This is a genomic window from Thalassolituus oleivorans MIL-1, assembly GCF_000355675.1.
Taxonomy (GTDB): Bacteria; Pseudomonadota; Gammaproteobacteria; order Pseudomonadales; family Oceanobacteraceae; genus Thalassolituus; species Thalassolituus oleivorans.
Map to the genome: position 1 here is coordinate 1247485 of NC_020888.1, position 26609 is coordinate 1274093.

The 26609-nt window shown below is 47.3% G+C and carries 21 protein-coding genes; 10 read left to right on the forward strand and 11 right to left on the reverse strand.

Going from position 1 to position 26609, the window contains the following annotated elements; translation table 11 throughout:
* Positions 1-74 precede the first annotated feature (74 nt).
* The 3 genes from TOL_RS05660 to TOL_RS05670 all read right to left on the reverse strand — a co-directional run bounded on the left by TOL_RS05660 (position 75) and on the right by TOL_RS05670 (position 3997).
* The gene (locus TOL_RS05660) at positions 75-1604 is read right to left on the reverse strand and encodes an AbgT family transporter (RefSeq protein ID WP_015486336.1); all 1530 of its coding nucleotides are present in this window, start codon (positions 1602-1604) and stop codon (positions 75-77) included.
* 176 nt (positions 1605-1780) lie between these two features.
* Positions 1781-2506 carry a putative porin gene (locus tag TOL_RS18220; protein WP_015486337.1) on the reverse strand — a complete coding sequence of 242 codons (726 nt, stop codon included), beginning with the start codon at positions 2504-2506 and terminating at the stop codon, positions 1781-1783.
* 219 nt (positions 2507-2725) lie between these two features.
* The gene (locus TOL_RS05670; protein ID WP_015486338.1) at positions 2726-3997 is read right to left on the reverse strand and encodes a glycerophosphodiester phosphodiesterase family protein; all 1272 of its coding nucleotides are present in this window, start codon (positions 3995-3997) and stop codon (positions 2726-2728) included.
* Between the two features lie 304 nt (positions 3998-4301).
* On the opposite strand from TOL_RS05670, the gene TOL_RS05675 reads away from it, so the two are divergent.
* Positions 4302-5222, forward strand: coding sequence for a P-loop NTPase family protein (locus tag TOL_RS05675; RefSeq protein WP_015486339.1), 921 nt, complete (start codon positions 4302-4304; stop codon positions 5220-5222).
* A 66-nt stretch (positions 5223-5288) separates the two neighbouring features.
* On the opposite strand, the gene TOL_RS05680 is transcribed toward TOL_RS05675, so the two are convergent.
* The gene (locus TOL_RS05680; protein ID WP_015486340.1) at positions 5289-6440 is read right to left on the reverse strand and encodes an alkane 1-monooxygenase; all 1152 of its coding nucleotides are present in this window, start codon (positions 6438-6440) and stop codon (positions 5289-5291) included.
* Between the two features lie 177 nt (positions 6441-6617).
* On the opposite strand from TOL_RS05680, the gene TOL_RS05685 reads away from it, so the two are divergent.
* From TOL_RS05685 to ligA, 4 genes are all read left to right on the forward strand, one after another.
* A complete protein-coding gene (locus tag TOL_RS05685) occupies positions 6618-7277 on the forward strand; it encodes a GntR family transcriptional regulator (RefSeq protein ID WP_015486341.1) in 660 nt (219 codons plus the stop codon).
* 3 nt (positions 7278-7280) lie between these two features.
* Complete coding sequence (gene smc / locus TOL_RS05690) at positions 7281-10784, forward strand: chromosome segregation protein SMC (protein ID WP_015486342.1); 3504 nt, start codon at positions 7281-7283, stop codon at positions 10782-10784.
* Positions 10785-11026: 242 nt separating this feature from the next.
* Positions 11027-12211, forward strand: coding sequence for a cell division protein ZipA (locus TOL_RS05695; protein ID WP_158505907.1), 1185 nt, complete (start codon positions 11027-11029; stop codon positions 12209-12211).
* Between the two features lie 100 nt (positions 12212-12311).
* The gene (ligA, locus tag TOL_RS05700) at positions 12312-14417 is read left to right on the forward strand and encodes an NAD-dependent DNA ligase LigA (RefSeq protein ID WP_015486344.1); all 2106 of its coding nucleotides are present in this window, start codon (positions 12312-12314) and stop codon (positions 14415-14417) included.
* 202 nt (positions 14418-14619) lie between these two features.
* Here the strand turns inward: ligA and TOL_RS05705 are convergent, their stop codons facing one another.
* Positions 14620-15147, reverse strand: a complete 528-nt coding sequence (locus TOL_RS05705; protein ID WP_015486345.1) for an NADPH-dependent FMN reductase — start codon at positions 15145-15147, stop codon at positions 14620-14622.
* A 217-nt stretch (positions 15148-15364) separates the two neighbouring features.
* Between TOL_RS05705 and TOL_RS05710 the strand changes: the two genes are divergently transcribed.
* The 5 genes from TOL_RS05710 to TOL_RS05730 all read left to right on the forward strand — a co-directional run bounded on the left by TOL_RS05710 (position 15365) and on the right by TOL_RS05730 (position 19080).
* Entirely contained in the window at positions 15365-16057 is a 693-nt protein-coding gene (locus TOL_RS05710; RefSeq protein WP_015486346.1) for a type 1 glutamine amidotransferase, read from the forward strand.
* A gap of 16 nt (positions 16058-16073) precedes the next feature.
* Positions 16074-16481, forward strand: coding sequence for a GFA family protein (locus TOL_RS05715; RefSeq protein WP_015486347.1), 408 nt, complete (start codon positions 16074-16076; stop codon positions 16479-16481).
* Positions 16482-16539: 58 nt separating this feature from the next.
* On the forward strand, positions 16540-17031 hold the full coding sequence (locus tag TOL_RS05720; protein ID WP_015486348.1) for a GNAT family N-acetyltransferase: 492 nt from the start codon (positions 16540-16542) through the stop codon (positions 17029-17031).
* 820 nt (positions 17032-17851) lie between these two features.
* A complete protein-coding gene (locus tag TOL_RS05725; RefSeq protein WP_015486349.1) occupies positions 17852-18838 on the forward strand; it encodes a permease in 987 nt (328 codons plus the stop codon).
* An 11-nt stretch (positions 18839-18849) separates the two neighbouring features.
* Entirely contained in the window at positions 18850-19080 is a 231-nt protein-coding gene (locus tag TOL_RS05730) for a thioredoxin family protein (RefSeq protein ID WP_015486350.1), read from the forward strand.
* Positions 19081-19273: 193 nt separating this feature from the next.
* Here TOL_RS05730 and TOL_RS05735 read toward each other — a convergent pair whose 3' ends face one another.
* From TOL_RS05735 to TOL_RS05760, 6 genes are read right to left on the reverse strand one after another with little or no spacing between them, the layout of a single operon-like run.
* Entirely contained in the window at positions 19274-20959 is a 1686-nt protein-coding gene (locus tag TOL_RS05735) for a BatD family protein (RefSeq protein ID WP_015486351.1), read from the reverse strand.
* Entirely contained in the window at positions 20953-22998 is a 2046-nt protein-coding gene (locus TOL_RS05740) for a VWA domain-containing protein (RefSeq protein ID WP_015486352.1), read from the reverse strand. The genes TOL_RS05735 and TOL_RS05740 overlap by 7 nt, the downstream gene beginning before the upstream one ends.
* Positions 22995-24008 carry a vWA domain-containing protein gene (locus tag TOL_RS05745; protein WP_015486353.1) on the reverse strand — a complete coding sequence of 338 codons (1014 nt, stop codon included), beginning with the start codon at positions 24006-24008 and terminating at the stop codon, positions 22995-22997. The genes TOL_RS05740 and TOL_RS05745 overlap by 4 nt, the downstream gene beginning before the upstream one ends.
* Entirely contained in the window at positions 24005-24529 is a 525-nt protein-coding gene (locus TOL_RS18225) for a DUF4381 domain-containing protein (protein ID WP_015486354.1), read from the reverse strand. The genes TOL_RS05745 and TOL_RS18225 overlap by 4 nt, the downstream gene beginning before the upstream one ends.
* Positions 24526-25464, reverse strand: a complete 939-nt coding sequence (locus TOL_RS05755; protein WP_015486355.1) for a DUF58 domain-containing protein — start codon at positions 25462-25464, stop codon at positions 24526-24528. Before TOL_RS05755 ends, TOL_RS18225 begins: the two co-directional genes overlap by 4 nt.
* Positions 25465-25466: 2 nt before the next feature.
* The gene (locus TOL_RS05760; RefSeq protein ID WP_015486356.1) at positions 25467-26426 is read right to left on the reverse strand and encodes an AAA family ATPase; all 960 of its coding nucleotides are present in this window, start codon (positions 26424-26426) and stop codon (positions 25467-25469) included.
* Positions 26427-26609 lie beyond the last annotated feature (183 nt).

Consider the following 26609-nt stretch of genomic DNA (forward strand, 5'->3'; position numbering starts at 1 on the left):
TACCCTATTTACCGACGCCGCAAAAATGTTGCGTTGGCACGATCTAGAGGGGGTGAGGCAATAGCCGGATTACGTTAGCTCGGCCCAAGAGGTAAGCCGAGTGTTAACCACAGCACCATTAAGCCAGACCAAAAAATCAAGAAGCCAACACTGTAGGGCAGCATCATCGACATAATCGTGCCAATCCCAGCTGTCGGCTGATAGCGTTGTACATAGGCCACCACAACGCCGAAATAGGGCATTAATGGCGTAATAATATTGGTGCTGCTGTCGCCCACACGGAAGGCCATTTGCGTTGCTTCGGGGGATATTCCAGCCAGTAGCAGCATAGGTACAAAAATAGGCGCGAGCAGCGCCCATTTGGCGCTGGCGCTGCCGATTAATAAGTTAATGCTAGCGGCCATGATAACAAAACCCGCGAGTAATAAGGTTGGCGATAGATCCCAGCTTTGTAGCAGCTGCGCCCCCTGAATCGCCGACACTGCGCCCAGATTACTCCACGAAAAATAACTGACAAATTGTGCGGCAAAGAACATTAATACTAAGTAGCTTGCCATGCTGGCCATGGCCGATTCCATGGCCGTTATTGCTTCACCGTTGCTGTGCCAACGGCCAGATACTCGGGCGAAAACAATACCGGCCAGCAAGGCATAAACGGCAATAATTACGACAATGCCTTGAATAAAGGGAGAACGTAAAATGCTGCCAGTTTCGGGATTACGCAGTAGACCATCTGCTGGTACAAGCCCCCACAATAATAATGCCGTCACGATAATCGTCAGTAAGCCTACAGCGCGTAAACCGCGTTTATCGAGTTGCGTTAAAGTATGATTTTTATCCTCGCCATTATTAACGTCAACGAGCGTATTCATAGGGCTTGATTCGAGTAAGCGCGGTTCGATCCAACGTTGGGTAATCCAAGTGCCGACAAAGGTCACAAGAAATGTCGATGCCACCATAAAGTAATAATTAGCGGTGGCACTCACTTGATAGTCTTGCGCCACCAGATGAGCAGCTTCGGTTGATAACCCCGCGAGCATAGCGTCGACAGGGCCAATTAATAAGTTAGCACTATAGCCACCGGATACTCCGGCAAACGCAGCCGCAATTCCGGCTAATGGATGGCGTCCCGCACTTTGGAAAATAATGGCGGCGAGCGGTATTAATACAACATAGCCAGCGTCGGCTGCGATGCTCGACATCACGCCAGTAAATACCACCATCGCAGTTAATAACGTGCTAGGTGCTTTATGTACGCTGGCTCGCAAGGCGACATCAAATAATCCGCTTTTTTCCGCGACGCCAATGCCGAGCATGGCAACCAGTACCGTGCCTACAGGCGCAAAATGAGTGAAGTTAGTGACCGTGTTGGCCAAAATTTTATGCAAACCATCGACGCTGAGGAGATTGACCGCAGAAATTGTTTCGCCGCTAATTGGATGCAAGGCTTGCAGCTGAAATCCTGCCGCAATTGCGGATAACACCAGAATAAAAGCCGATAAATAAACAAATAATAGAGTCGGATGCGGGAGTCGATTACCGAGTAATTCAACCTTGTTTAGCGCACGTTGAACTAAAGAGGTTCGGTTTGCGGATAACGACATGGAGGAGCCTACCTAAGCGTTATAAAGTAGCCCTGAGTCTACCCATCGCTAGGTGTTTTGGCCAACCTTGATCGAAGTGATAATGGCAGTAATGTTCGAATCGAGTATGTGCACGTTGTTTATTTTAGGTATAAAAAAACCGGCTAATGCCGGTTTCTTTAGAGTACTAAGCGGTATTAAAAACGGGTAACACCCGTAAATACGTAGGTATCCATGCCATTGTCACGGGTATATTCTAAGCTCACGCTGACTGGCGGTACGATGAAAGCGCGGAAGCCTGCACCATAAATCGGATCGGCATCTTCTACACCCGTATCGGTGGCACGAATACCGAAGGCGATGTCACGCGTAAAGTAGTAGTCGGTGATCAAATTATAAGAACTGACTTCTTCGTTATCCGTCATCGATACTTCAAAGTTAATAAAGTCGTTGCCTACAGGCGTAACGTATTTCAACCCGTAGGTCATGGCATCAGTGTCATAGCTATCGCCGGTATCTAAACCAGCGTACACCAGCAAACCATGATAAAGAGCAACACCAAAACGCGCGTTGATGTCGTTGTTCTCTTCTGTCATTTGGTAGTTGCCAGCGAAGAAGAAGTCGTTAACCCAAAACTCGCCACCAAAACCACGTGTTTCAACTTTTGCTTTATTGAACTGCGCATAGTTCGCGTTGATGTTGCTGTTATGGCCTAGGAAGGCAGCCTCAGCCAACGGACGATTCTTGGTTCGAACTCGCTCTAGGTTCATCTTCAAATCGATGCCAAACGTGTTCTCATCGTTGTTTTGGTAGTTGATCTGGCCAAAGGTTGCACTGGCTTCAGAGCGATAGTCGCTAGCATAAGCTGAACCGTGAGCAGCCATTAGCGCAGTCATTGTTAGCGCGAGGGAAGTCTTCTTCATTGGTGTCGTCCCATTATTCTTATTAGGTATTAGTCCGGTGGCAGTAACGCGCCATATGGCAACGACTATATCGCAATTAACGGTGTGCTTGAAGTGCCTATCCGAGTTATGGCGCGTTGAATGATTCTGAGTGATAAATGCGCTTGCAATACTTACGGCAAGTAATGGCCCGTCGCAGTTCGACGGGCTAAATGCGCTTCATTATTGCGTATGAAGAGGCTATAGATTCATGCAGTTCGCATAAAAGGTTGTGGTTGCCGGCCAATCAGAGAATACGCCGATAACGCCGACCTGTTTTGCCAGCACATCAAGCACAGTGAAGGTATCGCCATCGTTATCAATCACATCGGCTTTTCCTAATGAGCCGTTCACCGATTGATAGTAATACCCGCCGTTATCTTTAAGCAGGCCTGAACGCTCTAACGTCCAAGTAATGAGCTTCAAACCGGCCGCTTTAGCATTTTTTGCATACTGCGATGGCACGATGTCACCATTCTCGTTAACGTCTAACAGCATCCACATCGGTGGGGCTAATACCTTCATGCCATCAGCTTTCCATTGCTGCATTTGCTCAAGGCTAGTAGAGGCATCTTCAGAACCATCAAGGTAAACAGCTTGGCGGGCAAACCAAGGTTCGTTTTGATTCCAATAGAGAATATCGTCGAAATCAAACGACTGAGCCCATACGCGGCGTGGATGAATGCCAGCAGAACGATATTCATTAATCATTTGCTGAGCGAAATCGGCCTGCGTGTAATCGCCTTCAAACGGCATGGTAACGCTTGGTGTTTTTAGTTCGGGCGTGAAGTCTGCACCTAGGTCGTCGACTAGTGCGATGTATTCAGCATGTGTCATTAAAGTGCCGTGGGCGGAATAGAGATCTGTGCGGAAGCTAGGCGTTGCATCCATGTATTCTTCAATGCTGGTGGCTGCGGTATTTGCAGCGTCCATTTTGCCTTCAAGGGTTTTGAATTCAGCGAGAGTGATGTCACTGGTGCAACATTGAATCGCTTTGGCATTGGTTAGCACGCCATTTTGATCAAATTCAGGCGGAACAGAACACTTAGAAGCCAATGGTGTTGCTAGAATATTGGTGGTGGTGTGTAAGTCGCACTGCGAATGGCGACAAACCAACTCGCGATCTTTGGTGAAGGTAACGTCACATTCAATAATGCCAGCGCCCATTTTGGCGGCAGCAACATACGATTCACGCGTGTGTTCTGGAAATTGCAATGCGGCACCGCGGTGACCAATTGAGAACGTTGATGGTCGGAAAGGGCCTTTTCCGCAACGCGATAGGCGATCTTTCAGTGCACCTTCGTCCATGTCGTTTACTAAGAAAAACGGGCGTGGTCCTAATTGTACCGCTGAGAAGTGCTGACCAATACGCTTAACATTTGCTTGGCTGTTGTCGTGTGATGAATCGGCGAATGTTAGCTGGCTGAATACCAGCGTCATGAGCAGGGTGAGTAAGTGAGTCCGTACTTGCATAGATCCTCCAATGTCGAATGTGTTTTATTTTGAGCGTTCGTTGCGATTTCCTATGGATCGCATCACTAAGTTAGAGGCTCGGTATTGCAGTTATGATACGAACGCATGACAAGATCGCGGTGGCTCATTGCTGGCATATGTGATCCTATAGGCGGTCTATGTCGTCAATGTCATTTATATATGAAAAATGACATGGCATGCTCTTGTTTCAACGGTATCGTATCGCCTCTTAGCGGCATCAAATCAGAACAAGCGTCAATTGAACTGCGTTTTTTATTTATAGAGTCATCAGAAGGAGTTAGATATGAGCACAATACATTTTGTTGGCGGAGAAAAGGGCGGCGTGGGTAAATCCGTCGTATCGCGTTTATTATCACAGTATTGCTTAGACAATAAGATGATGTATGCCGGTTTAGATGCTGATCAATCGCACTCTACACTGTCGCGTTTTTATCCTGAATATACCCAAGCAATTGATCTTGATCACTTTGAAAGCGCCGACCGTATTATGGAGCTGGCAATAGAACAAGATGTACAAGTGGTGGTCGATTTACCGGCACAAAGCGAGCGTTTTCTTAATCGCTGGATGGAAGAAAACGGCGTAGCCGAAATGTGCGAAGAAATGAATGTGCGCTGCGTATATTGGTACATCATCGACGACGGTATGGATTCTGCTGGTTTGTTAAAAGGCTTCTTACAACGTCATGGTGGATCTATGCCATGCGTTGTGGTCAAAAATATGGGACGCGGTTTGGATTTTGGGCCTGCTGATCAATCTATTGCTCAAGTGCAGTTACCACCGGGTTCAGAATTGAATATTTTGACCTTGCCAGTGTTGCACACCGCAACTATGCGCAAAATCGACGAGTTGAATTTTAGCTTTTGGGGTGCTGAACACTTTGCTGATGCATCGCAACCGCACCTTACATTAATGGAGCGTCAACGTACGCGTGTTTGGGTGAAAAAGGCTTTCGCCGAATTTGACCAAGTATTGGCTTATTCAGCTGCGGCAGCGCCTGCGCCGGTTGAGCCAGCCCCAGCGCCTGTTGCATCAGCCCCAACGCCTGTTGCACCAGCCCCGCAAGCACCAATGGCACAAACGCAAATGCCATTAACTAATACTCGTGCTGCTTACGTGGGCGTGAGTTACGAAGCCGGTGCGAAAGCATCACCAAGCGATACTGAAACTACCGACGAGCCTAAGTCGCTGTATCCATTTATGTAACATTTATTGTTTGTGCAAATAAAAAAAGCCGTACTGTTTCCAGTACGGCTTTTTTTTATTCAGTATTTATTTCGACAGTTGATCATTGTTTAACTGATATTCTTCGCCTTTGTAATAGGCTTCCACGCGCGGATTCATCACTTTAAACCAGAGTGGCGGAATAATCGCCAACACTACCATGGTTGCGTAACCACCCGGTAATTGCGGGCTTTCATCGTAGTGGCGCAATACTTGATAACGACGCTTAGGGTTCGCATGGTGATCAGAGTGACGCTGCAATTGCACCAATAATAAGTTAGTCAGTAAATAATTGCTGTTCCAAGAATGAGCTGGGGTAGTACGCTCGTAACGACCATTCTCTAGTTTGCGACGGTGCAAGCCGTAGTGCTCAATGTAGTTAACGATTTCTAGCAAAGTGAAGGCAAAGAAACTTTGCGCTACGAAGAAGACGACACCTTCCCAGCCCCATAACACGCCACTTGCTACGGCTAATAAAGCCGAGATGCTGTACCACCAAATTAATTCATTGTGCCAGCTAACAATCGGCTGATTTTTACGACGTAGTTTTGCTGCTTCTAACACCCAAGCATTTTTAAAGTTGTGCCAGTAAGCATGTGGCAAAAATTGATACAAGGTTTGGTTGTAGCGTGAAGACGAAGCGTCATCCGGTGTTGATACATGTACATGGTGACCGCGTACGTGCTCAACTTTAAATCCAGCGTAAGTTACCAAAGCAAGTAATAAACCGCCGGTCCACTGCTCAATTTTGCTGTCTTTATGAATTAATTCGTGGCCAACGTTGATGCATACGATACCCATAATCACGCCAGTAGAAATCACAATACCGAATTGCCCTAGAAGACCAATACGATCATCTACAAACAAAAAGCCGGCATAGGTTACGTTGGCGAGCATGACTGGCAATGTCAGTATGGTTAAAAATGGATACCACTTCTCAGCCGACATCGAAGGTACATCCATTTCTTCATTGGGGTTGAATGGGTCTTTGCCGACCAAATGATCGAGAATAGGAATAATGCCAAATACAAAAAATAGCGGGAAAAAGAACCAAAGATCGCTGTTAGCGCCATTTGACTCCCAAAGAGAGATAGACATAGGCCAAAGAATGGCTGGTAGCAGTACCACCAAGTAGCCGTATTTTTTCAGCTGCATACGCCAGTCTGTCGCTGGAATAATGGTTGCCGTTTTCGTTGTCATAGCGCAATCCTCTAGGTAGAGTTTTTTCTTATTTAGTAATATTGTCCTACAATCCAACAAAAGATGATTTAGATCAAGAGTTCGATTCTGCCATTCGAACGGGCCGAGGATGCGTAAAATGAATCCTGTGATACTATCTCGCCAACCGTTTAGTCACAGTTTAGAACAGGAAAACGAATGAGTTTTGTCACCCCAGAGAGCCTAGCGGAGCAAATTGCGGGGCATCTAGCAGAACGGATTATTCAGGGTGATTTGAAGTCAAACGAGCGCATACAAGAAGGGCGCGTCGTTCAAGAACTTGAGGTTAGCCGTGGGCCGGTGCGCGAAGCACTGCTGTTATTAGAAAGCCGGCACCTAGTCACCATTCTTCCTCGTCGCGGAGCAATTGTTACCGAACTGACACCACATCGCGTGCGCAGCCTATACGATATGTACGTTACTTTGCTGACGATGCTAGCGGATCTTCTGGCGCGCAATTGGAACGATAACAACAAACAAGTTTTGTTAGATCAGGCAATGCGCTTGCAAGAGTTGGCCAGTAGTCAGGATAAGAATGCGTTTATCTTGGCGGGCTTTGAGCTAATGCGTAAGGCATTCACGATTGCTAACAACGATTATCTAGCGCAAATGCTTGAAGACTTGCAGCCAGCGATTCATCGTACCTACGCCATGTCGATACGCCATTCCCCCGATGAAACTGAACTGAGTCGCCAATTCTTTAGTGGCCTAGTCACGGCAGTGTTAAGCAGGGATACTGACGTATTGCCTAAAATATTTCATAGCTATGGCCGCCATCAATGCAGTCTCGTGTTGGCCGCTATGCAGGAAGAAAACTAAGCCATGCGGTTAAAAGCGATACGCCTGTCTGGATTTAAATCCTTCGTTGATCCTACTACGGTGCCTTTCAATACCAATATGACCGGTATTGTTGGCCCTAACGGTTGTGGTAAATCCAATACCATCGATGCCGTACGCTGGGTGATGGGCGAAAGCTCTGCCAAGTATTTGCGCGGCGATGCCATGACCGACGTTATCTTTAATGGCTCGTCTGAACGTAAGCCGGTGAGTAAAGCCAGCGTTGATCTTGTGTTTGATAACTCTGATTCGACTTTACGCGGCGAATACGCAGGCTATAACGAAATCAGTATTCGCCGTCAGGTAACCCGTGATGGCCAGTCTAACTATTACCTCAACGGTACTAAGTGTCGTCGCAAAGACATTACCGATATCTTTTTAGGCACAGGTTTAGGGCCGCGTTCATACGCCATCATTGAGCAGGGCATGATCTCGCGCCTAATCGAAGCTAAGCCAGAAGAATTGCGGGTTTATGTCGAAGAAGCTGCTGGTATTTCTAAATACAAAGAACGCCGCCGCGAAACCGAAAATCGTATGCGCCGCACGCACGAAAACTTAGAGCGTCTGAGCGATATTCGTAGCGAGTTAGAGCGCCAACTCGCGCATCTGCAGCGCCAAGCACAGGCTGCAGAGAAATATCGCGAATACAAAGCCCAAGAACGTGAGAAGAAAGCCCAATTGCAAGCCTTGAAGTGGCAAGCTCTGAACGGCGAATATCAGATACGCGAAACCAAAATTGCCGAACTTGATGTGAAGTTCGAAGCCCAAATGGCCGATCAACGAGCTGCCGACGCCGGTATCGAAGCATTGCGGGTTGAGCACATGACTCGCACCGATGAATTCAACAGCGCCCAGGGCAAGTTCTACGAAGTCGGTTCGCGCATTGCCCGCGCCGAACAAAAAATCGAGCACCAAGCTCAACTGAGTTTGCAGCTTGATCGCGATATGGCTGATGTAGAAAAAGGCCTGCTCGATACTCAACGCGCACTCGAAGATGACCAATTAGCGATGGAAACTCTTGCCGAGCAACGCCTAACGCTAGAACCCGAATTCGAAATGCTCGAAGCCGGTGCCGAAGAAACCAATATGGCCTTGCTAGAAGCTGAAGAAGCACAGCAGCAATGGCAAGAATCCTGGGATAGCTTTACCCAACGCGCCAGCGAACCCACCCGCCAAGCGGAAGTGGCGCAAGCACGTATGCAAACCATCGAACAGCAGTTGGTGCGCCTACAACAGCAAGCCGAACGCCTTGAAGAGGAGCGTCGCCAGCTTACCGAAAACCCAGAAAACGACGAAATTCTGCTACTGCAAGAAGAAGCCAGCGAAGCCGAATTGCAAGTTGAATCACAGCAAGCCCGCGTTGATGAACTGCAAGAACAGCTGGTGCAATCGCGAGAAGACAGCGAAAAACAGCGTCGTCAGCTCGACGATGGCCGCCAGCGTTTGCAACAAATGTTGGGGCGTAAAGCCACTCTTGAAGCATTACAAAAAGCCGCGATGGGTCAGGGCAGCGAAGCCGTTAGTCATTGGCTTGAAAGCCATCAGTTGGCGCGTAAGCCACGCTTAGCGGAGCAACTGCAAGTGACCAGCGGCTGGGAACGCGCCGTTGAAACCGTCTTGGGTGATTACCTGCAAGCCGTGTTAATCGACGACATGGCGCTAACGCAACAATGGCTGGGCGGTTTTAAAGAAGGCACGCTCACTTTATGGCAAAGTAATACCAATACGGCTAACAGCGCCGCCAATACGTTAGCTGCCAAAGTTCAAAGCGCTCAGAATTTAGAATCATTACTCGCTAACGTGCTGACTGCAGATGACTTAACCACCGCTCTGGCCATGCGTTCGCAACTGCAATCTCATCAATCAGTAATCACTCCTGATGGGATTTGGCTTGGCCCTGATTGGTTGCGCGTTGCTCGTGCAGCCGATGGTGAAGGCGGTGTTTTAGCGCGCCAGCAAGAACTCGAAGTGCTGGTGGACGAAGCCGACGAACTCGATATGTTAGTCGAAGAGTGGGAGGCTGATCTCGATACGGTGCAACTGCGCCTGCGTAGCCTAGAACAACAACGCGATACCGCACAGCGTGAACTGCAGCAAATCAGCCAAAAGTTGGTCGCTGTGTCATCGCAGTTATCGGGCATGAAAGCGAAAGCAGAGCAGCTATCGTTACGTACCGACAAACTCGATCAGTCGCTGAGTGAAATTCGCGAAACGCAAACGCTAGAGCGAGAACATCTCGAAGAAATGCGTCTCGAATGGCAAACCGCGATGGCGGCTATTGATGACGACACCGACGAGCGTGAACGGTTACAAGCTCGTAAGCAAGAGTGTGTGCAGCAGCTTGAGCGAGCACGCTTAGGCGCAGGTCAAAATAAAGATCGCTTGCATCAATTGCAGCTACAACTCCAAAGCGTGCGCAGCCGTGAAGATAGTTTACAGCAAGCCATTGCTCGCCTAGCTGAGCAAATGCAGCGCTTTAAAGAGCGCAAACAACAGATATTAGAAAATCAAAATCGTGATCACGATGCCGATCTTGATGTGTTACGCGCTGAGCTAGAAGAGTTGCTGGAGCAGCGCCTAACCGCCGAACAATCCATGCAGGCTGCTCGTCATGCGTTAGAGCTAGTCGATACGCAAATGCGCGAGCTAGAGCAAAAGCGCGCTGATGCTGAGCGTCGCGCGTTGGAAGTACGTAACGATTTAGAATCGGTGCGGATGGAATGCCAAGCATTGGATATTCGTCGTCAAGGTCTGGTTGAGCAGCTACAAGAAGACAAGCTCACTCTTAAAGACGTACTCGAAAATATGCCGGATGAAGCCAACTCCGAGCAATGGCAGCAAGACCTTCTCAAAATTGCCGAACGCATACAGCGCCTAGGGGCTATTAACTTAGCAGCAATTGAAGAATATAAATTGCAGTCAGAGCGTAAGGTCTATCTTGACGCGCAAAACGACGATCTGCAAAAAGCGTTGAACACCTTAGAAGGTGCGATTCAAAAGATCGACAAAGAAACGCGCAGCCGCTTCCAAGAAACCTTCGAGAAAATGAACGCCGGCCTTGCTGAGTTATTCCCGAAAGTATTTGGTGGCGGCCATGCCTGCCTAGAACTCACCGGTGATGATTTGCTGAGCACGGGTGTGAGTATCATGGCCCGTCCGCCGGGCAAAAAGAACAGCACCATTCACCTGCTGTCGGGTGGCGAGAAGGCTCTTACTGCAATTGCTTTAGTTTTCTCCATCTTCCAGCTCAATCCAGCGCCTTTCTGTATGCTCGACGAAGTGGATGCACCACTGGATGACGCCAACGTAGGGCGTTATGCCCGACTGGTGAAAGCTATGTCGGAAAAAGTGCAGTTTATCTACATCACTCACAACAAGATCGCCATGGAAATGGCCGATCAGCTGATGGGGGTTACCATGCACGAACCGGGTGTATCTCGTTTGGTGTCTGTGGACGTCGAAGAAGCTGCCAGCATGGTGGAAGGATAATGCACACCAATGAAACTACTCGCCAGCGCTGTCATCCAAGCTGAACATGGACTAGATTGATAGCGTTATGTCATGCTGAGCCAGCGTGGTGTAATATCGTGGTTTAGTTTCATCGTTAACTTTATAACAATACATTCGGCAAGCAGGTTTAGAGGCAAAATATGGAGTGGAGCTGGCGCACCGTCATGATCCTAATTGGATTATTAGGAATGGTGGTAATTCTAGTCGACGGATTTAGACGTATGAAACGTGCCCGTGCAGAGGCACTACGTTTGGATATCCCTAGTGGCGGACACAACCTTCCTGAAGATGACTTCAATCCTGAATTGCCCGGCAAAGCTCGGGTTATTGGCCATACGGCTAATAGCGACGAAGAAGATTCATTAGCAGTGCTTATGTCTGGTAAAGACGAAGACTCAGCCGATATTCCTGCTGACGCAGTGTCGTTCTCAGCGCTCGACGATGTCAAACCATCGATTAAATCGCCGCAGAAACCACCTCAGCCTCTGAAGCCGTCCACGCTAGCGAATTATAACAAGCCGAAAACCACCTCTACCTTTGCCAAGCATAAAGAAAGTCATCCTGCTCCGCATAAGCCCGTTGAAATCCCAAATTCTCCACTAATTCCGAAAGCGCGCCCAGTGAATCTGGATGAACAAGTGCCGGTGTTGTTGGATGTTGAAGAGCTGGGTTCAGATGATGCGTTTGCCGACGGTATTTTATCGGCCCCTCGTGTCGTGGGTGAAACCACAAAGAAAGAAAAAGAAAACGTTTCGCAGCCAAAAGTCGATGTCACCATACAAGACGCTGAAGATGCTGCGGAAGCGGAGGCGGAAGCAGACCTTCCTCAAGTAGAAGATCCTGACACCGTAAATGATCCGCATCTAGAAGACGAAGTTGAAAGCCTACTACCTGAAAATACGATTTCTCAGCCGGTAAATTTTGCTGGCCCAAATGCCGAAGTATTAGCGAACCGCCCTGATGCTGAATTGGTATTAGTGATTCATACTATTGCTCGTGATCCAGAGGGTTTTTCTGGTAAAGATTTACTGTTTTTGTTCAATAGTTGTGATTTACGTTACGGCGAAAAGAATATCTTCCATCGCTTTGAAGATGCCGATGGCCAAGGCAATATTCAGTTCTCGGTTGCTCAAAGCCATGAGCCGGGCGTATTTGCACCAGGACAAATGGCCGAGCAAATGTTTACCGGATTGAGTTTCTTTATGAGTTTGCCGGGAGCTAAGCGCCCGTTAGAAGCCTACGAAGCCATGTCTGAAATGGCGATGGTTGTATCGCGTAATTTAAAAGCCGACGTACTTGATGGCACACACAGCGCCATGACTTCGCAAACACGTGAACACGAACGCCAACAAATTTTAGATTACGAGCGCCAACAGCGCTTGCGGGCAAAAAAACAGCGTCACTAAAATAGCGTATAAAGCGAAAATTTAGTGGTAGTAAATATAACGCGCGGCTGATTTCAGCCGCGTTGTTTTTTGGCCTACCAATATGTCGATAGAGAATGTCATGAGCCAACACGATTTATTTTCCGACGACGCCAGCGCGTCGACTTCTACTGCTAATACTTCTGCAACTAATAGCGCACCTTCCGAACAAATAATCGCCTTACGTGAGCAAATTAATTTACATAATCATCGTTATTACGTTTTAGATGAACCGAGTATTCCTGATGCGGAGTACGATCGCTTATTGCGCGAATTACAAACCTTAGAGCAAGAGAATCCGAGCTTAGTCACCCCCGACTCGCCAACACAAAGAGTAGGCGCTGCTCCACTCGCTGGCTTCACCAGCGTAACTCATGAACGCCCTATGTTATCGCTGGATAACGCCATGAACGGCGAAGAATTTATTGCTTTTGATCAACGCGTTTTAGATCGTTTAAAAAGCACGGATACCGTTGAATATGCTTGTGAACCAAAACTTGATGGATTGGCCATTAGTCTATTGTACGAAGACGGATTATTAGTGCGTGCCGCCACTCGTGGCGATGGTCAAACCGGTGAAGACGTGACTCAAAACGTACGCACCATTAAAAATGTGCCTTTGCGTTTACGCGGTGATGATTACCCGCAACGCATCGAAATTCGTGGCGAAGTGTATATGCTTAAAGCAGGCTTTGAAGCTTACAACGAACGGGCGCGTGCGAACGATACTAAGTTATTTGCTAACCCTCGCAATGCCGCGGCAGGTTCATTACGTCAGCTTGATCCGCAAATTACCGCACAACGCCCACTCGAATTTTGCGCGTACAGCATTGGCGTTGTTAGTGACGAAGCGACCTTACCCAATACCCATGCCGATATTCTGTATAAATTAAAAGAATGGGGTGTTCGTATTAACGAAGAAATGCGAGTAGTGCAGGGTATTGCAGAAGCCGAAGCCTTTTTTCAGCAGCTTGGCGAAAAACGTCATTCGTTAGCGTATGAAATCGACGGCACCGTATTTAAAGTAAACGATCTAACCCTACAGGAACGCCTAGGCTTTGTTGCCCGTGCGCCACGTTGGGCTATTGCTTATAAATTCCCTGCCGTAGAACAAATGACCGAATTACTGGGTGTTGATTTTCAAGTAGGGCGCACGGGGGCATTAACTCCTGTAGCGCGCCTTCAGCCCGTGCATGTGGCCGGTGTTACCGTGAGCAATGCCACATTGCACAATATGGACGAAGTCGCGCGCCTAGGCGTGCGTATTGGCGATACCGTGATTATTCGTCGTGCCGGTGATGTTATTCCACAAATTGTATCGGTAGTGGAAGATCGTCGCCCTGAAACCACGATTGAAATCACTATGCCCGAAACCTGCCCCGTGTGTGATTCGCACATCGAAAAGGTAGAAGGCGAAGCCGTGGCGCGCTGTACCGGCGGCCTAGTGTGCTCAGCGCAACGCAAAGAAGCGATCAAACACTTCGCCTCGCGTAAAGCATTAGATGTTGAAGGCTTAGGCGATAAATTAATTGATCAACTAGTGGACGCCGGATTAATTGACTCAGTAGATGATTTATTTCATCTCACATTAGAGCAGTTATCAGGCCTTGAACGCATGGCCGAAAAATCCGCACAAAATGTATTAGATGCACTCGAAACCGCGAAAAAAACCACCCTAGGCCGGTTTTTATACGCACTCGGTATTCGTGAAGTCGGAACTGTCACCGCTCAGAATTTAGCCGCACATTTTGGCTTTCTAGAACGCATCATGAACGCCAGCAACGAACAGCTATTAGAAGTTGCCGATGTGGGCGTTATCGTTGCCGCTCATGTCACCAACTTCTTTGCCGAAGAACACAACCGCACCGTCATAGAACAACTGCAAAAAGCCGGTATTAGCTGGGAAGAACAAGAGCCGACAAAAGCCGAAGATGCGCCTCTTAGTGGGCAAATAGCGGTTATCACTGGAACCCTCAGCGACATTACCCGTGAACAAGCCAAAACCCTACTCGAACGCCTAGGCGTAAAAGTAACCGGCAGCGTATCCGCCAAAACCGACTTCCTCGTTGCTGGCGAAAAAGCAGGCTCCAAATTAGCCAAAGCCCAACAGCTAGACGTCACGGTATTGGATGAAGCTGCGTTTATTGAAATGCTGGCCGAGCATGGATTGAGTGTTGCTGACGCGTAAACTAACGATGATCGCGGATAAGATCCGCTCTTACAGGTGTGTGACATTGTAGGAGCGAAACTTTTTCGCGAATAGCGTTGCGGTGTAATCAATGCTGTCGCGGATAAGATCCGCTCTTACAGGTATGTGACATTGTAGGAGCGAAACTTTTTCGCGAATACCGTTGCGGTGTAATCAATGCTGTCGCGGATAAGATCCGCTCCTACGGGATTGACGCTTCAATCCTCTGGCAAAATTCTTTAAGGCCATTACTCAGCACTGCTGAGATTTCTCGGTTTTCCACAATACCATCCGCATCCAGTTCGCTACTCAACAAGGGAACGGTAACGTTTGCGCTTTCGATGATATCGCCCGACATCGTAGTGATCACTTCAATTAACGCATTCAGCGCATGCGACGCTCGCGGTGAGGTGTTGACCAACATGATCGGCTTATAAGGAAATTCAACACCGCTGACTAGCCAATCTAAGGCATTCTTCATCGGCCCGCTAATGCCATGAGCATATTCAGGGCTCGCGATGATTAAGCCCGAGGCCTGCGCTAAATTAGACTTAAGCGCTTGCACCGTAGGAATATCATTATTCTCAATGTCAGGGTTGAACAGGGGCAACGAGCTAATGTCGCCAATAACAATCTCAATACTCGTTGGGGCAAGCCGTTTTAGTGCTTGAATGGCGGCAGTATTGTACGACGTACGGCGCAGGCTGCCAGAGAGGGCCAGTAGTTTCATGTACAGAACGCTTCGTTAGTGTTTGGTATATGGTTTTGCTCGTCCATAAGGATCTAATGCTAAATCACTTCTGTTTCTAAGAGTGCGGTGGCCAAAATGGTATCGCTAAATATACCGCTTGCTCACGACTTTAACACTCCATAAAGTGCATATACTTAGAACTGAAATTTTTTAGATGTACGATTAAATCCATGCGTGAACAACATAGGGCGTCTGAATGCGAGCACATTACTTACAGCATGTATCGTTTGAAGGTTTAGGAAGCATAGAATCTTGGCTTGTAAATGCAGGCTACGAAATCTCAAATACGCCACTTTATAGTTCAGCCGTTTTCCCTGATATCGAGAGTATTGATTTTCTCGTTGTTATGGGTGGCCCTATGAGTGTTAACGATGAAGCTGAATATCCGTGGTTAGCGCAAGAAAAAGACTTCATAAAGCAGGCCATTGATTTAGGAATACCTGTACTGGGTATTTGTTTAGGAGCACAACTAATTGCCGATACGATGGGCGGTAAGGTCTTTCCTAATACCGTAAAAGAAATTGGCTGGTTTCCCATAACAGCGGTTAATTCAGAAGCTAGCTCAACGTTTCAGTTTCCAAAAGAAATCGACGTATTCCATTGGCACGGTGAAACCTTCAGCCTGCCCGAGGGTGCTGTGCAAATAGCAAAAAGCCAAGGGTGTGAAAATCAGGCATTCCAGCTCGGTCGTAATGTTATTGGGTTGCAGTTTCATCTCGAAACTACGCCGGTATCGGCGCAAGCTCTTGTTACGAATTGCAGAGACGAGTTGGTGGGGGGAGAATACATTCAGTCAGAAGCCGAAATTTTGGCCGCGGTGAAAGAAAGTTACACATCAATAAATAGCCTGATGACCAGAGTTCTTGAATATTTGCACGAAGCTCGATAAAGCTTAGGAGATAAAAATGACATTCCCGATACAAGGATCATGTCAGTGTGGTCAAGTGACATATAAATTGCTATCTGAGCCACTAATGGTCGTTGCATGTCACTGCAAAGAATGCCAAAAGCTTTCCACCAGTGCGTTTAGTATCACCGCACTGGTGAATGCTGATACCGTCGAATTTAATGGCGAGATGAAGGAGTGGATAAGAGTTGCAGAAAGTGGAAACTTAAACGGAGCGAAATTTTGCCCTACATGTGGCAATCGCATTTATCATTTCAATCCAGCTGAACCTGATAAGATCAAGCTTAAACCATCGAATTTATCGGATACCGGCATTATTCATCCAGTAGCGCATGTTTGGGTAAGTGAAAAGCAAGATTGGTATGTGATCCCTGAAGGTGTCGCGGTTTATGATAAGCAGCCGTGAAGTGTAAAGTAACGGCCTTAAAAATAAGTACAGTAATAAACTTCGGCGAGAAAATACCATGATTAACCTTCGAGAGTTTTTACCAGAAGATGCCAGTGCATTAGTGGAATTATTAAATAATCACAACGTTACCAGATATCTATCTTCTCGAATGCCGACTCCATATTCAGAAGATGATGCAAATTGGTGGATTTCTACCGGTAGTAAAGTCGGTATTGTTCGTGCAATTACGCTCAACGACGAATTGATCGGCTGCGTTGGTGCTGAGCCCGGGCTATTCGAAGGCTGCAGATCCGCAGAAATAGGCTACTGGCTTGGTGAGCCGTTTTGGGGAGCTGGTTACGCAAGCCAAGCCACTAACGCGTTAACCGATATGATCTTCTCTACTACTGATATTGTTCGTATCTACGGTACTGTGTTTGACCCCAATAAAGCATCGATGCACGTACTAGAAAAATGCGGCTTTCAGCGCGAGGGGATATTCCACAAAGCATGTTATAAAAACGGTGAATTTTACGATAAGCACGTTTTTGCCAAAGTTCAGTTGTGATAAAGAAAATGGTGTTTTTAATACATCTATCAAACATAGCAAATGAACGATGACGTCTTCTAACTTCTAACGCATTCTTTTTTTAGCTTGTTCATATTGAATTGTAGGAGGTACTCGGATAATCGTAGGAGGTACTCGGATAATCGTAGGAGGTACTCAGGGAGCGAAGCGAGCAGTGCCGATTTGCAACGTTGATTCTATACTCTGCGTTTATCGCGACTACGAACAAAAAGCGTTCGTTGAGTCGCTCCTACATGGCTGTAGGTTTGAATTAAAAACTGTAAGAGGTACTCAGTATAATCTTAGGAGGTACTCAGCATAATTGTAGGAGGTACTCGGATAATCGTAGGAGGTACTCAGGGAGCGAAGCGAGCAGTGCCGATTTGCAACGTTGATTCTATACTCTGCGTTTATCGCGACTACGAACAAAAAGCGTTCGTTGAGTCGCTCCTACATGGCTGTAGGTTGAATTAAAAACTGTAAGAGGTACTCAGCATAAACGTAGGAGGTACTCGGATAATCGTAGGAGGTACTCAGGGAGCGAAGCGAGTAGTGCCGATTTGCAACCTTGATTCTATACTCTGCGTTTATCGCGACTACGAACAAAAAGCGTTCGTTGAGTCGCTCCTACATGGCAGCCTGTATCGAGTGTCGCCAATTAGCTGTCCTAAGTCATGATAAAGCCAGATAACCGCCGATTCCTCCAATACCGCACATCCCGCTAGGTTTATCTCGCCATTTAGCTTGTATACTCGTTCATCAGGGTTTTGTTACCTTGTGTCTTCTGATTACCTATTCGCTGTGCGAATGAGAGGTATATGTGCTGAGTATTTTTACTGATCTAGCTGATTGGATGGCTTATACGCTGTTCGGATTGTTGCCAGGTTCTAAGCTGGGCGGTGCTGTTCATTTTTTCATTGAAGATACCACTAAGATTTTCTTTCTTTTGGTGTTGATGATTTATTTCATTGCGTTGATTCGTGCTTCTCTTAACATCGAAAAAGTTCGTGATTATTTGGCAGGTAAAAACCGGTTTATCGGTTATTTCATGGGTTCGATATTTGGTGCGATTACGCCGTTTTGTTCGTGTTCTAGTATTCCGGTTTTTCTTGGATTTACGTCGGGTGGTATTCCTGTTGGGATCACAATGGCGTTTCTTTTAACGTCGCCGCTTATTAACGAGGTGGCGGTGTTGCTTTTGTTAAGTTTGGTGGGGTGGGAGATTACGCTAGCGTATGTCTTGGTCGGTTTAGTTATCGGGATTGCGGGTGGTATGTTCTTAGATCTTATTCATGCGGAAAGGTTGTTACAGCCTTTTGCACTTAAAGCTTATCAATCGGCTAACCCTGCTACGGTCTCTGAACGTGTGAATACACCAAAGTTAACCGCGAAAGAACGACATGAGTTTGCCAAGCACGAGCTATTGGATATTTTAAGCCGCGTTTGGAAGTGGGTTTTTATCGGTGTGGGTTTAGGTGCAGCGTTGCACGGATATGTGCCTGTAGAGTGGATCGAAACGAATTTAGGTAGTGGCCAGTGGTGGTCGGTTCCTATGGCGGTATTGCTAGGTATTCCGCTGTATTCCAACGCGACGGGTGTTATTCCTGTAATGGAAAGCTTGATCACTAAGGGACTGCCAATTGGCACGACGTTGGCATTTTGTATGAGTACGGTGGCCGCGAGTTTCCCTGAGTTTATTTTGTTAAAGCAGGTGATGACTTGGAAGTTACTGGCGATCATTTTAGCGCTATTACTGTTTTCGTTTACGGTGATGGGTTGGAGTTTGAATGCGGTTAGTTTTAGTTAGCGGAGATAAATATGAAGCAAATTAAAGTATTGGGTAGTGGTTGTGCAAAATGCGTTAAAACGGCGGCGGTGATTCAGGCGATAGCCGAGGAGCATGGTGTGCCAGTTAACCTCGTAAAGGAAACCAGCGCCGAGGTGATGATGAATTATGGAGTGATGAGTACACCAGCGGTGGTCGTTGATGAGGTGGTAGTGCATTCGGGGTCGATTCCGGATCGCAAAAAAGTAGAGAGTTGGTTGTAAGACGATAAGGCATCGCGAATAACCTCGCGATATAATCGACACTTATCGCGGATAAGATCCGCTCTTACAGGTATGTGAAATTGTAGGAGCGAAACTTTTTCGCGAAGAACCTAGCGATATAGTCAACGCTGATCGCGGATAAGATCCGCTCCTACAGCACCAGCGAGCTAATTTAGCCCCAGCCCAATATCCATTAGGGGTAAAGCGGGGCTAAACCCTCTTTAGTATTTTTCTTTTTACTGTTTGGATCTTCCTTCTTTAGCAAAGTGAGCAAGGCATTGCCATTAAATGCGCTGTTGTCCTGCTGTGAGTATAGTTGTGCATCCAGCTCTGCTAATGCCGCTTTTATTTTGGGGTCTTGGTAATGCTGTATTAACTGATCCATCGTTAGCAGGGTAGGGTCATTAAAGTGCACGGGTGCCCAGCGTAATATGGCGTCGCGCATGTATTTTGGGCTGCTGCTTTGGCAGGCAATGCGTACTTCTTTCCAGTTGCCTTCTACGGTTACGCTATTTTCTTTTTTACCCTGTTTTCGCGGGCTTATGTCGCCACCATTTGGACGAGCACGAAGGAACCATAGTAGCGCTAGTGTGCCGATATTGCTGATCACGAGCAGGGCACAGATCCACGGCCATATTCCGTTAGTGGTATTTGTTTCTACCTCGGTGCTGTTCACGGTTAAGTCTTGCGGCGCAGTCACCGGAGTAGGAATACTGCTAACGGCCTCGGCGACCTGAATGGTGCGAGCGGGCAATACAGCATATTCAACCGTATTTAGGCGTGTGTTCCACCATGGAATACGCAGCTCTGGCAGGACTATTCTTCCAGCGGTGGTCGGCACTAAGGCAACCGATTGTGCAACGGTGGCGTGTAAGCCAGTTTCATCCATTTGTGTATCTTGGTTGGTTTGGTCTGGGTAGTAGCGTAGTTGCGATACTTCGGGTGTTGGTATCGGTGGAATTTGGCTACCCGAAATTCCGTCGGCGGTAATTTTAAATGAGCGCGTAACAGGCTCGCCAACTTTCCAGCTTTTTTCGTCTTTGCTAAAGCTCTCTTCAATTTTTAGATTGCTGGCAGGTAACCAAGGTGCTTGTGGGTAATCTTTAGGTATTGGCTGCACGTTTAGCTTAATCGGTTTGCTTACTACGGTGGCGGTGCGGCCACGATTAAAGCGGTCGTAACGATTACTGATGCGGCCACTGAAGCGTTGTCCAGGTATCACTAATTCGCCTGCAACTTCTGGAAATATGGCATAACGACGTTCATATACGCCGATGCGTTGGCCATCCACGACGGTGATATATTGTTTGGGTTCGCCGAGTGCTTGGACTTGCGCATCAGTTACGGCAAATTCCGATAACGATGGGTCTTCGTGATTAACGGTGTAAAACAATTTCTCGATGTACAGTAATTGCTCTTGCACATAATGCGTACCGCCACTGACTTCTACCTGAAAATAAAACTCTTCATTGCTGGCATTTGTGGCTTTGGGCGAATCGGTGACGTTAACGGTAATTGGCTCGCTACGGCTTTTATCAAATATAAATGCTGGAATTGTGAGTTTGCCCGTTGATTTAGGCGCTAGTGATAGCGTCCATTCGGTATACGAGGTGCTGTTACCATTCGCCATATTGAATTGCATGGAGCGATTTTGACTAATAATGTCGAAGCTTTTGTCTAGTCCCGACCATTCTGGACTAGAAAATCCAGCATTGCCGGTATAGCGAACTTGTAGTGTAACGACGTCGGATTTTGTGATTTCTTTGCGATCAACACTGGCTAATAATTCGGCGGCACGCACTGGAATGGCTAACAGCAATAGTGCCATTAGCGTTACGGGCAGTGTGTACCAGCGCTGGTTGCGGCTAGGCTTCACCATAAGACTTCCTCTTTGTCGTCATCAGCTTGTTGGCGATACTGATATAAAAATTTGCGTTGTAATAGTACGCCCGGATTATCCGGCACTCGATTTAACCAGTTCTGCCTCGCGGCTTTTTCTTCACGCGTCATGCCATCTTGCTGGCTTGCGTTAGGATCGAGTTGGCCCAGTGTATCGCCTGGGTTTTCGCCGTTTTGGTCTTGTTCCTGTTGTTGCTGAGCCATAGACTGAGCGTCTTCTTTATCTTGCTCTTCGTCGGATTTTTCACCCGCTTGAGCAGCATTCTTTTCATCTTCTGATTCTTTCTCTTGTTGCTCTTGATCGGCTTGCGACTGAGCATTTTTTGAATCTTTTTGTTCTTGGTCTTTCTGTTCTTTATTTTTTTGCGCCTGTTGCTCAGCGTAGTCGTCATCTTCTTGTTGGCTGGATGATGAGTTCTGTTGATCTTGCGATTGGCTATCATTTTGCTGATTTTTCGAGTCGCTTTGTTGCGAGTCAGAAGATTGGCTCTGATCTGCCGACTGGTTTTCATCGCTATTCTTTTGTTGATCGTTTTGTTGCTGATTATTTTTTTGATCAGAGTTGTTTTTATCGTCAGAGGATTGATTGTCGTCTGATGACTGTTGGTTTTGCTGTTGCTTTTCTTGCTGCTCTTTTATTTTTTCAACGAGTTGACGGTTAGCTTCGGCATTTTTAAGTAATTCAGCATCGTTACCTGCCCGTTGAATGGCCTCCTCGTAAGCTTCTAAGGCTTTTTCTAAATTCCCAGTTTGTGCCAGAGCATTTGCTTCGTTGTACTTCCCTCGAGCCGAAGAGTCTTGACTAAATTGATCGACTGCTCCTTGGTAATCTCCACTTTTGTATAAAGCACTGCCTTTCCAACTTGGATCATCAAATTTTTCTGCGGCGCTATTGGGATCGGTTGCAATTAGGTCTTGTCCTTGTTGATCGGGTGTTTTCCATAGGTCTTGCCATTCAAAGGCATCACTTGGTTGGCTCCAAAGTGCTGGAATCAATACGATGGTAAATACAACGCCACGACGGAAAGTGATTAGCGCGATCGGTAATAACAAGAATACCAGCCAAAAACCCGCATCGTGCCACTGGTCGTATTGGGTATTACGGCTGGAATCTGCTTCTTCATTATTGGCGGTCACTTCCGACTTTAATAAGGTTTTCCAATCACGATCATCGAAGGCCAGTGGTAGCCAAGGCACATTGGCTTGTGCGCGCAGTTCATTGAGCGGTGCGGTATCTAAACGAGGTAACACGATATTGCCGTCGTTATCGCGTAAGAAACCTTGGTCGCCTAGCGATACTGGCGCACCTTCGGCAGTACCAATGGCAATGACGGCTAGTGGCGTATTCTCGCCGAGCAAATCTTTTATGCGAGTTACATCATTCGGCTGTATGCCGTCGGTAAGCAATAGGAATTGCGCTTTGCGAATATTGGCATTCGTCATTAATTCTTGCGCTAATTTTATCGCTTTATCCGGACGACTCCCCAGTTTAGGCATGATTTCGGGTGTTAGTGATGGCAATAGATGCTCTATGGTTTCGCCATCATCAGTAAATGGGGTTACGGTATGAGCATCACCCGAGTAGGCGATGACGGCGGTTAAACCGTCTTTTCGTTCGCGAATAATATCCGTCACTTTTTGCACCGAGCGAATAGCGCGCGAGGGCTTAATATCTTGAGATCCCATCGACAGCGACATATCCATTAGAATGACTAAGGCATCTTGGTTTTTCATTACCGGCACAGGAATGCGTTGCCATGTGGGACCGGATAACGCGAGGGTAGCGACGAGCCACGCGATTAAAATCCACCAATGGCCACTTTTTGTGGATTGCTTGGGCGCACGATCGAGCACGTAGGCGCGCAATGCGGGATCAACAACTTGTTGCCAATCACCTTCACCTAAACGTTGTTTGAGCAGCATTACGAAGGCAATGACGGCTGGTATAAATAGCAGCAACCACATTGGCCGTAAAAAATGAAAATCAGATAACGGTACTAACCAATCAAGAGGGTTCATAGCGCCCCTCCTTTGGTGCTGTTAAAACGTGATAATACACCTGAGCTAAAGACACCTTGAATTAAGCTTAATATTAATGCGGCTAATAACGGCCATTGATACAGGCTGGTTTGCGGACGATAGATTTCTGGATCTTTTTCCGTTGGTTCCAGTTGATCGATAATGGTGTAAATCTCTTCTAGCTCTCCGGTGTTGCGTGCACGGAAAAATTTTCCACCAGTGAGGTCAGCGATTTTACGGAGTGAGTCTTCGTCTAAATCTCTAGAAGGGTTAACTCGCTGCGAGCCGAAGAAGCTGGTGACCTCCATCGAATCTGCACCAAGGCCTATGGTATGAATTCGAATTCCCATTTGCGCCGCTAGTTCTGCGGCTTTGACTGGTTCGATTTCTCCTGCGGTGTTAGCACCGTCAGTGAGTAATACCAGTACGCGGCTTTCTGCCGGGTTACTCTCTAAGCGTTTGGCGGCAAGAGCAATCGCATCGCCAATAGCGGTTTTTTTACCCGCTAAACCCAGTGCCGCTTCATTTAAGAAGGTGCGCACCGTTTCGCGATCGAAGGTTAGCGGAGTTTGTAGGTAGGCGTTGGAACCAAATAAAATTAAGCCTAAACGATCGCCTTCGCGGCGGTCGATAAAATCATTGAGTACTTCTTTTACAATGCTCAGACGATCAACGGCTTTACCGTTAATTTCCATATCTTTTATTTCCATGCTGCCGGAAATATCCACGGCCATCATTAAGTCGCGACCACTTACCGGTAATTCGACAACATCGCCGAGCCAGCTTGGTCGGGCGAGGGCGACGACTAAGCCAGCCCAAATAAGGCAAGGTAAGAGCCAAGCAAAATTGACCTTAGTGCTCCCCACTTGATATTGGCCAAAATCATTTTGCCATAAGGTAAAGCTAGGCACTTTAAGCGCAGCTTCGTCGCGTTTTACCGCGGGGATTAATCGCATAATGATGGGTAATGGCAATAACCAAAGTGCCCATAACCAGTGCCATTCGATCATTGGGTGGCTCCAGTTGTAGAAGTAATTGGCAGACTCAAGGCTTTGCTATTGGCAACTTTTAGCCAGCGCAATGCTGCTTCCTGTAATTCTGCATGCGGTATGTAGGCCGTAGGGCGATAAGGGCCAGACGCGAGAGAATGAGCTAAATCACCAGTAAATATGGGTGACTGTCCAATTCGATTTAGGGCTAGTACCCAGTCTTTACCAGAGAGCGCACCCGCATCTTTATTATAAAGCCGCCAGTAGCGCTTTAAGCTTTGGTTAATGGTTTCGCAATAGTGTTCGTTGTTTTGATCAATTTTCCATTGTGTATATGCACCAACGATAAGATCACGAGCCTGACGTTTTGGAGCGCCATATTTACGGTCGTATTGCCAAAACCAAATAGCCGTGCCTATGAGTACTAGCACTAAAATGATCAGTAACCACCAACCTGGAGCAAGAGGCCAAAGGCCAATAGGGTCGGGTAAATAAATATCTTTTAATGGTAGCGCTTGGGCATTTGCTGGTTGGGAGTTCATCGCTTGCTTCCCTTCGTTAACCCTAAACCTTTACGCAATAAAGGTAATGGATCATCCGCTGTACTAATTCGAATTAGGGGGACTTGTAGACGCTGTAAATGTTGGCCGAGTATTAGCTGTTGAGCATCCCAATGTTGCTGATGAGCGTTGCGTGTATTTTGGCTGCTGGCATCCAATACTTGTCGTTGTTGGCCGTCGGTTAGGGTGAATCGACCAGCAGGTAACGATTGCTCGAAGGGGTCACTGATGTGTATTGCGGTTAAATCGCAATGGCGCGTTAGCGGATAAATTAAGCGTTCTGCTTGTGCGTCGAAGCCTAGCCAATCGCTAATAAAATACACAGCACTGCCGGGATGAGCGATGCGGCTGACGTGCTTGCAGATATCGGCCATGCGTTGGGCAGGATTTTGCGGCTGTGCTGCGTTGGGTTTACTGATTTCTAAACTGCTAAGTTGATGCAGTAAATTCATTAACGATTTTCGCCCTGTGCGGGGACGTAAATCTAGTTCTGTTGTGTCGTTAAACAGTAGGCCGCCGATACGGTCGCCTTTGGCCAATGCAGACCAACTTAATAGGGCTGCAATATCCGCCGCTAATACGCGCTTAAGCGTGCGCCGAGTACCAAAATCCATTGAGCTGCGTAAATCGCAAATAATGAGTACTGGGCGTTCTCGTTCTTCGCGGAATAACTTGATGTGTGCATCGCCGGTACGGGCAGTCACGCGCCAGTCCATGCTACGAATATCGTCGCCTGGTAAATATTCGCGTACTTCGGAAAAATCGATACCGCGACCGCGCACTGCAGCCGTATGTGTACCTGCTAAATCGTTAAGTACTTTCTTCTGCCTTTGCAGCGGTAGTTGCGGCGCAAGCACACGCAAACCGGCCAAGTTTTCTGGCAGAATTTCAGTGCCGTTAGAAAAGTGCCCTAACATCTTCAAGCAACCGGTACGCGTTTGAGCAGCTCATTAATGACTTGTTGAGAGTTCATACCACTGGCTTCAGCTTCAAAGCTCAGTAGTAGGCGGTGGCGCAATACATCGTGAGCCACAGCTTTAATATCATCTGGGCTTACGTAGTCGCGGCCAGCTAACCACGCATGAGCGCGAGCACAGCGATCTAACGCAATTGTACCGCGAGGACTAGCGCCATATTCGATCCAGTTCGCGATGTCTTCGCCATACGCTTTGGGTTCGCGGGTAGCCATAATAAGTTGAACTAAATATTGCTCTACGGCGTCACTCATATGGAGAGAAAGCACTTCTTGGCGCGCTTTCATAATATCCTCTGCCGATAATGGATGTTCGATATCGTTCGCGGCATTCATGGCCTCGCCACGGGCTAAACGTAAAATTGCTTGTTCTGAGTTGGCGTCGGGGTAACCGATTTTTACATGTAACAAAAAGCGATCAAGCTGTGCCTCAGGTAGAGGGTAGGTGCCTTCTTGTTCAATCGGGTTTTGAGTCGCCATGACCATAAATAGTTCGGGCAATGGACGAGTAACACCACCAACCGTGACTTGGCGCTCGGCCATCGCCTCTAGCAAGGCACTTTGTACTTTGGCCGGTGCTCGGTTGATTTCGTCAGCAAGAATGAGGTTGTGAAAAATTGGGCCAGCCTGGAAATCGAAGCTTTGCGTCTGTGGGCGATAAATATCCGTACCCGTAATATCACCCGGCAAAAGATCGGGGGTGAACTGAATGCGTTTGAATTCGCCTTCAATTCGTTCGGCTAAGGCGTTAATCGCTTTGGTCTTGGCGAGACCTGGAGCACCCTCAACCAGTAAATGGCCATCAGCTAAGAGGGTAATGAGTAGCCGATCGACCAAATGAGGTTGACCAATGATGCGTTCCTGCAAGGATGCTTTGAGCTGCAGAAAACCCGCTTGTAGTGTCATGTCAGTCCGTTCCTAGCACTTTGATTTGTTTAGGATTTTAGTGATTCATTCGCGTGGGTCAATGCTCAGATAGGTCGTAACTCACAAAGTTCTGTGGCCATTGGTAAAGGAGCGTCAACAGATAGTTGGTAGGGGATTGAACTGTAGAACCTGTCAATGTGACCAAATGATCTACGCTTAATG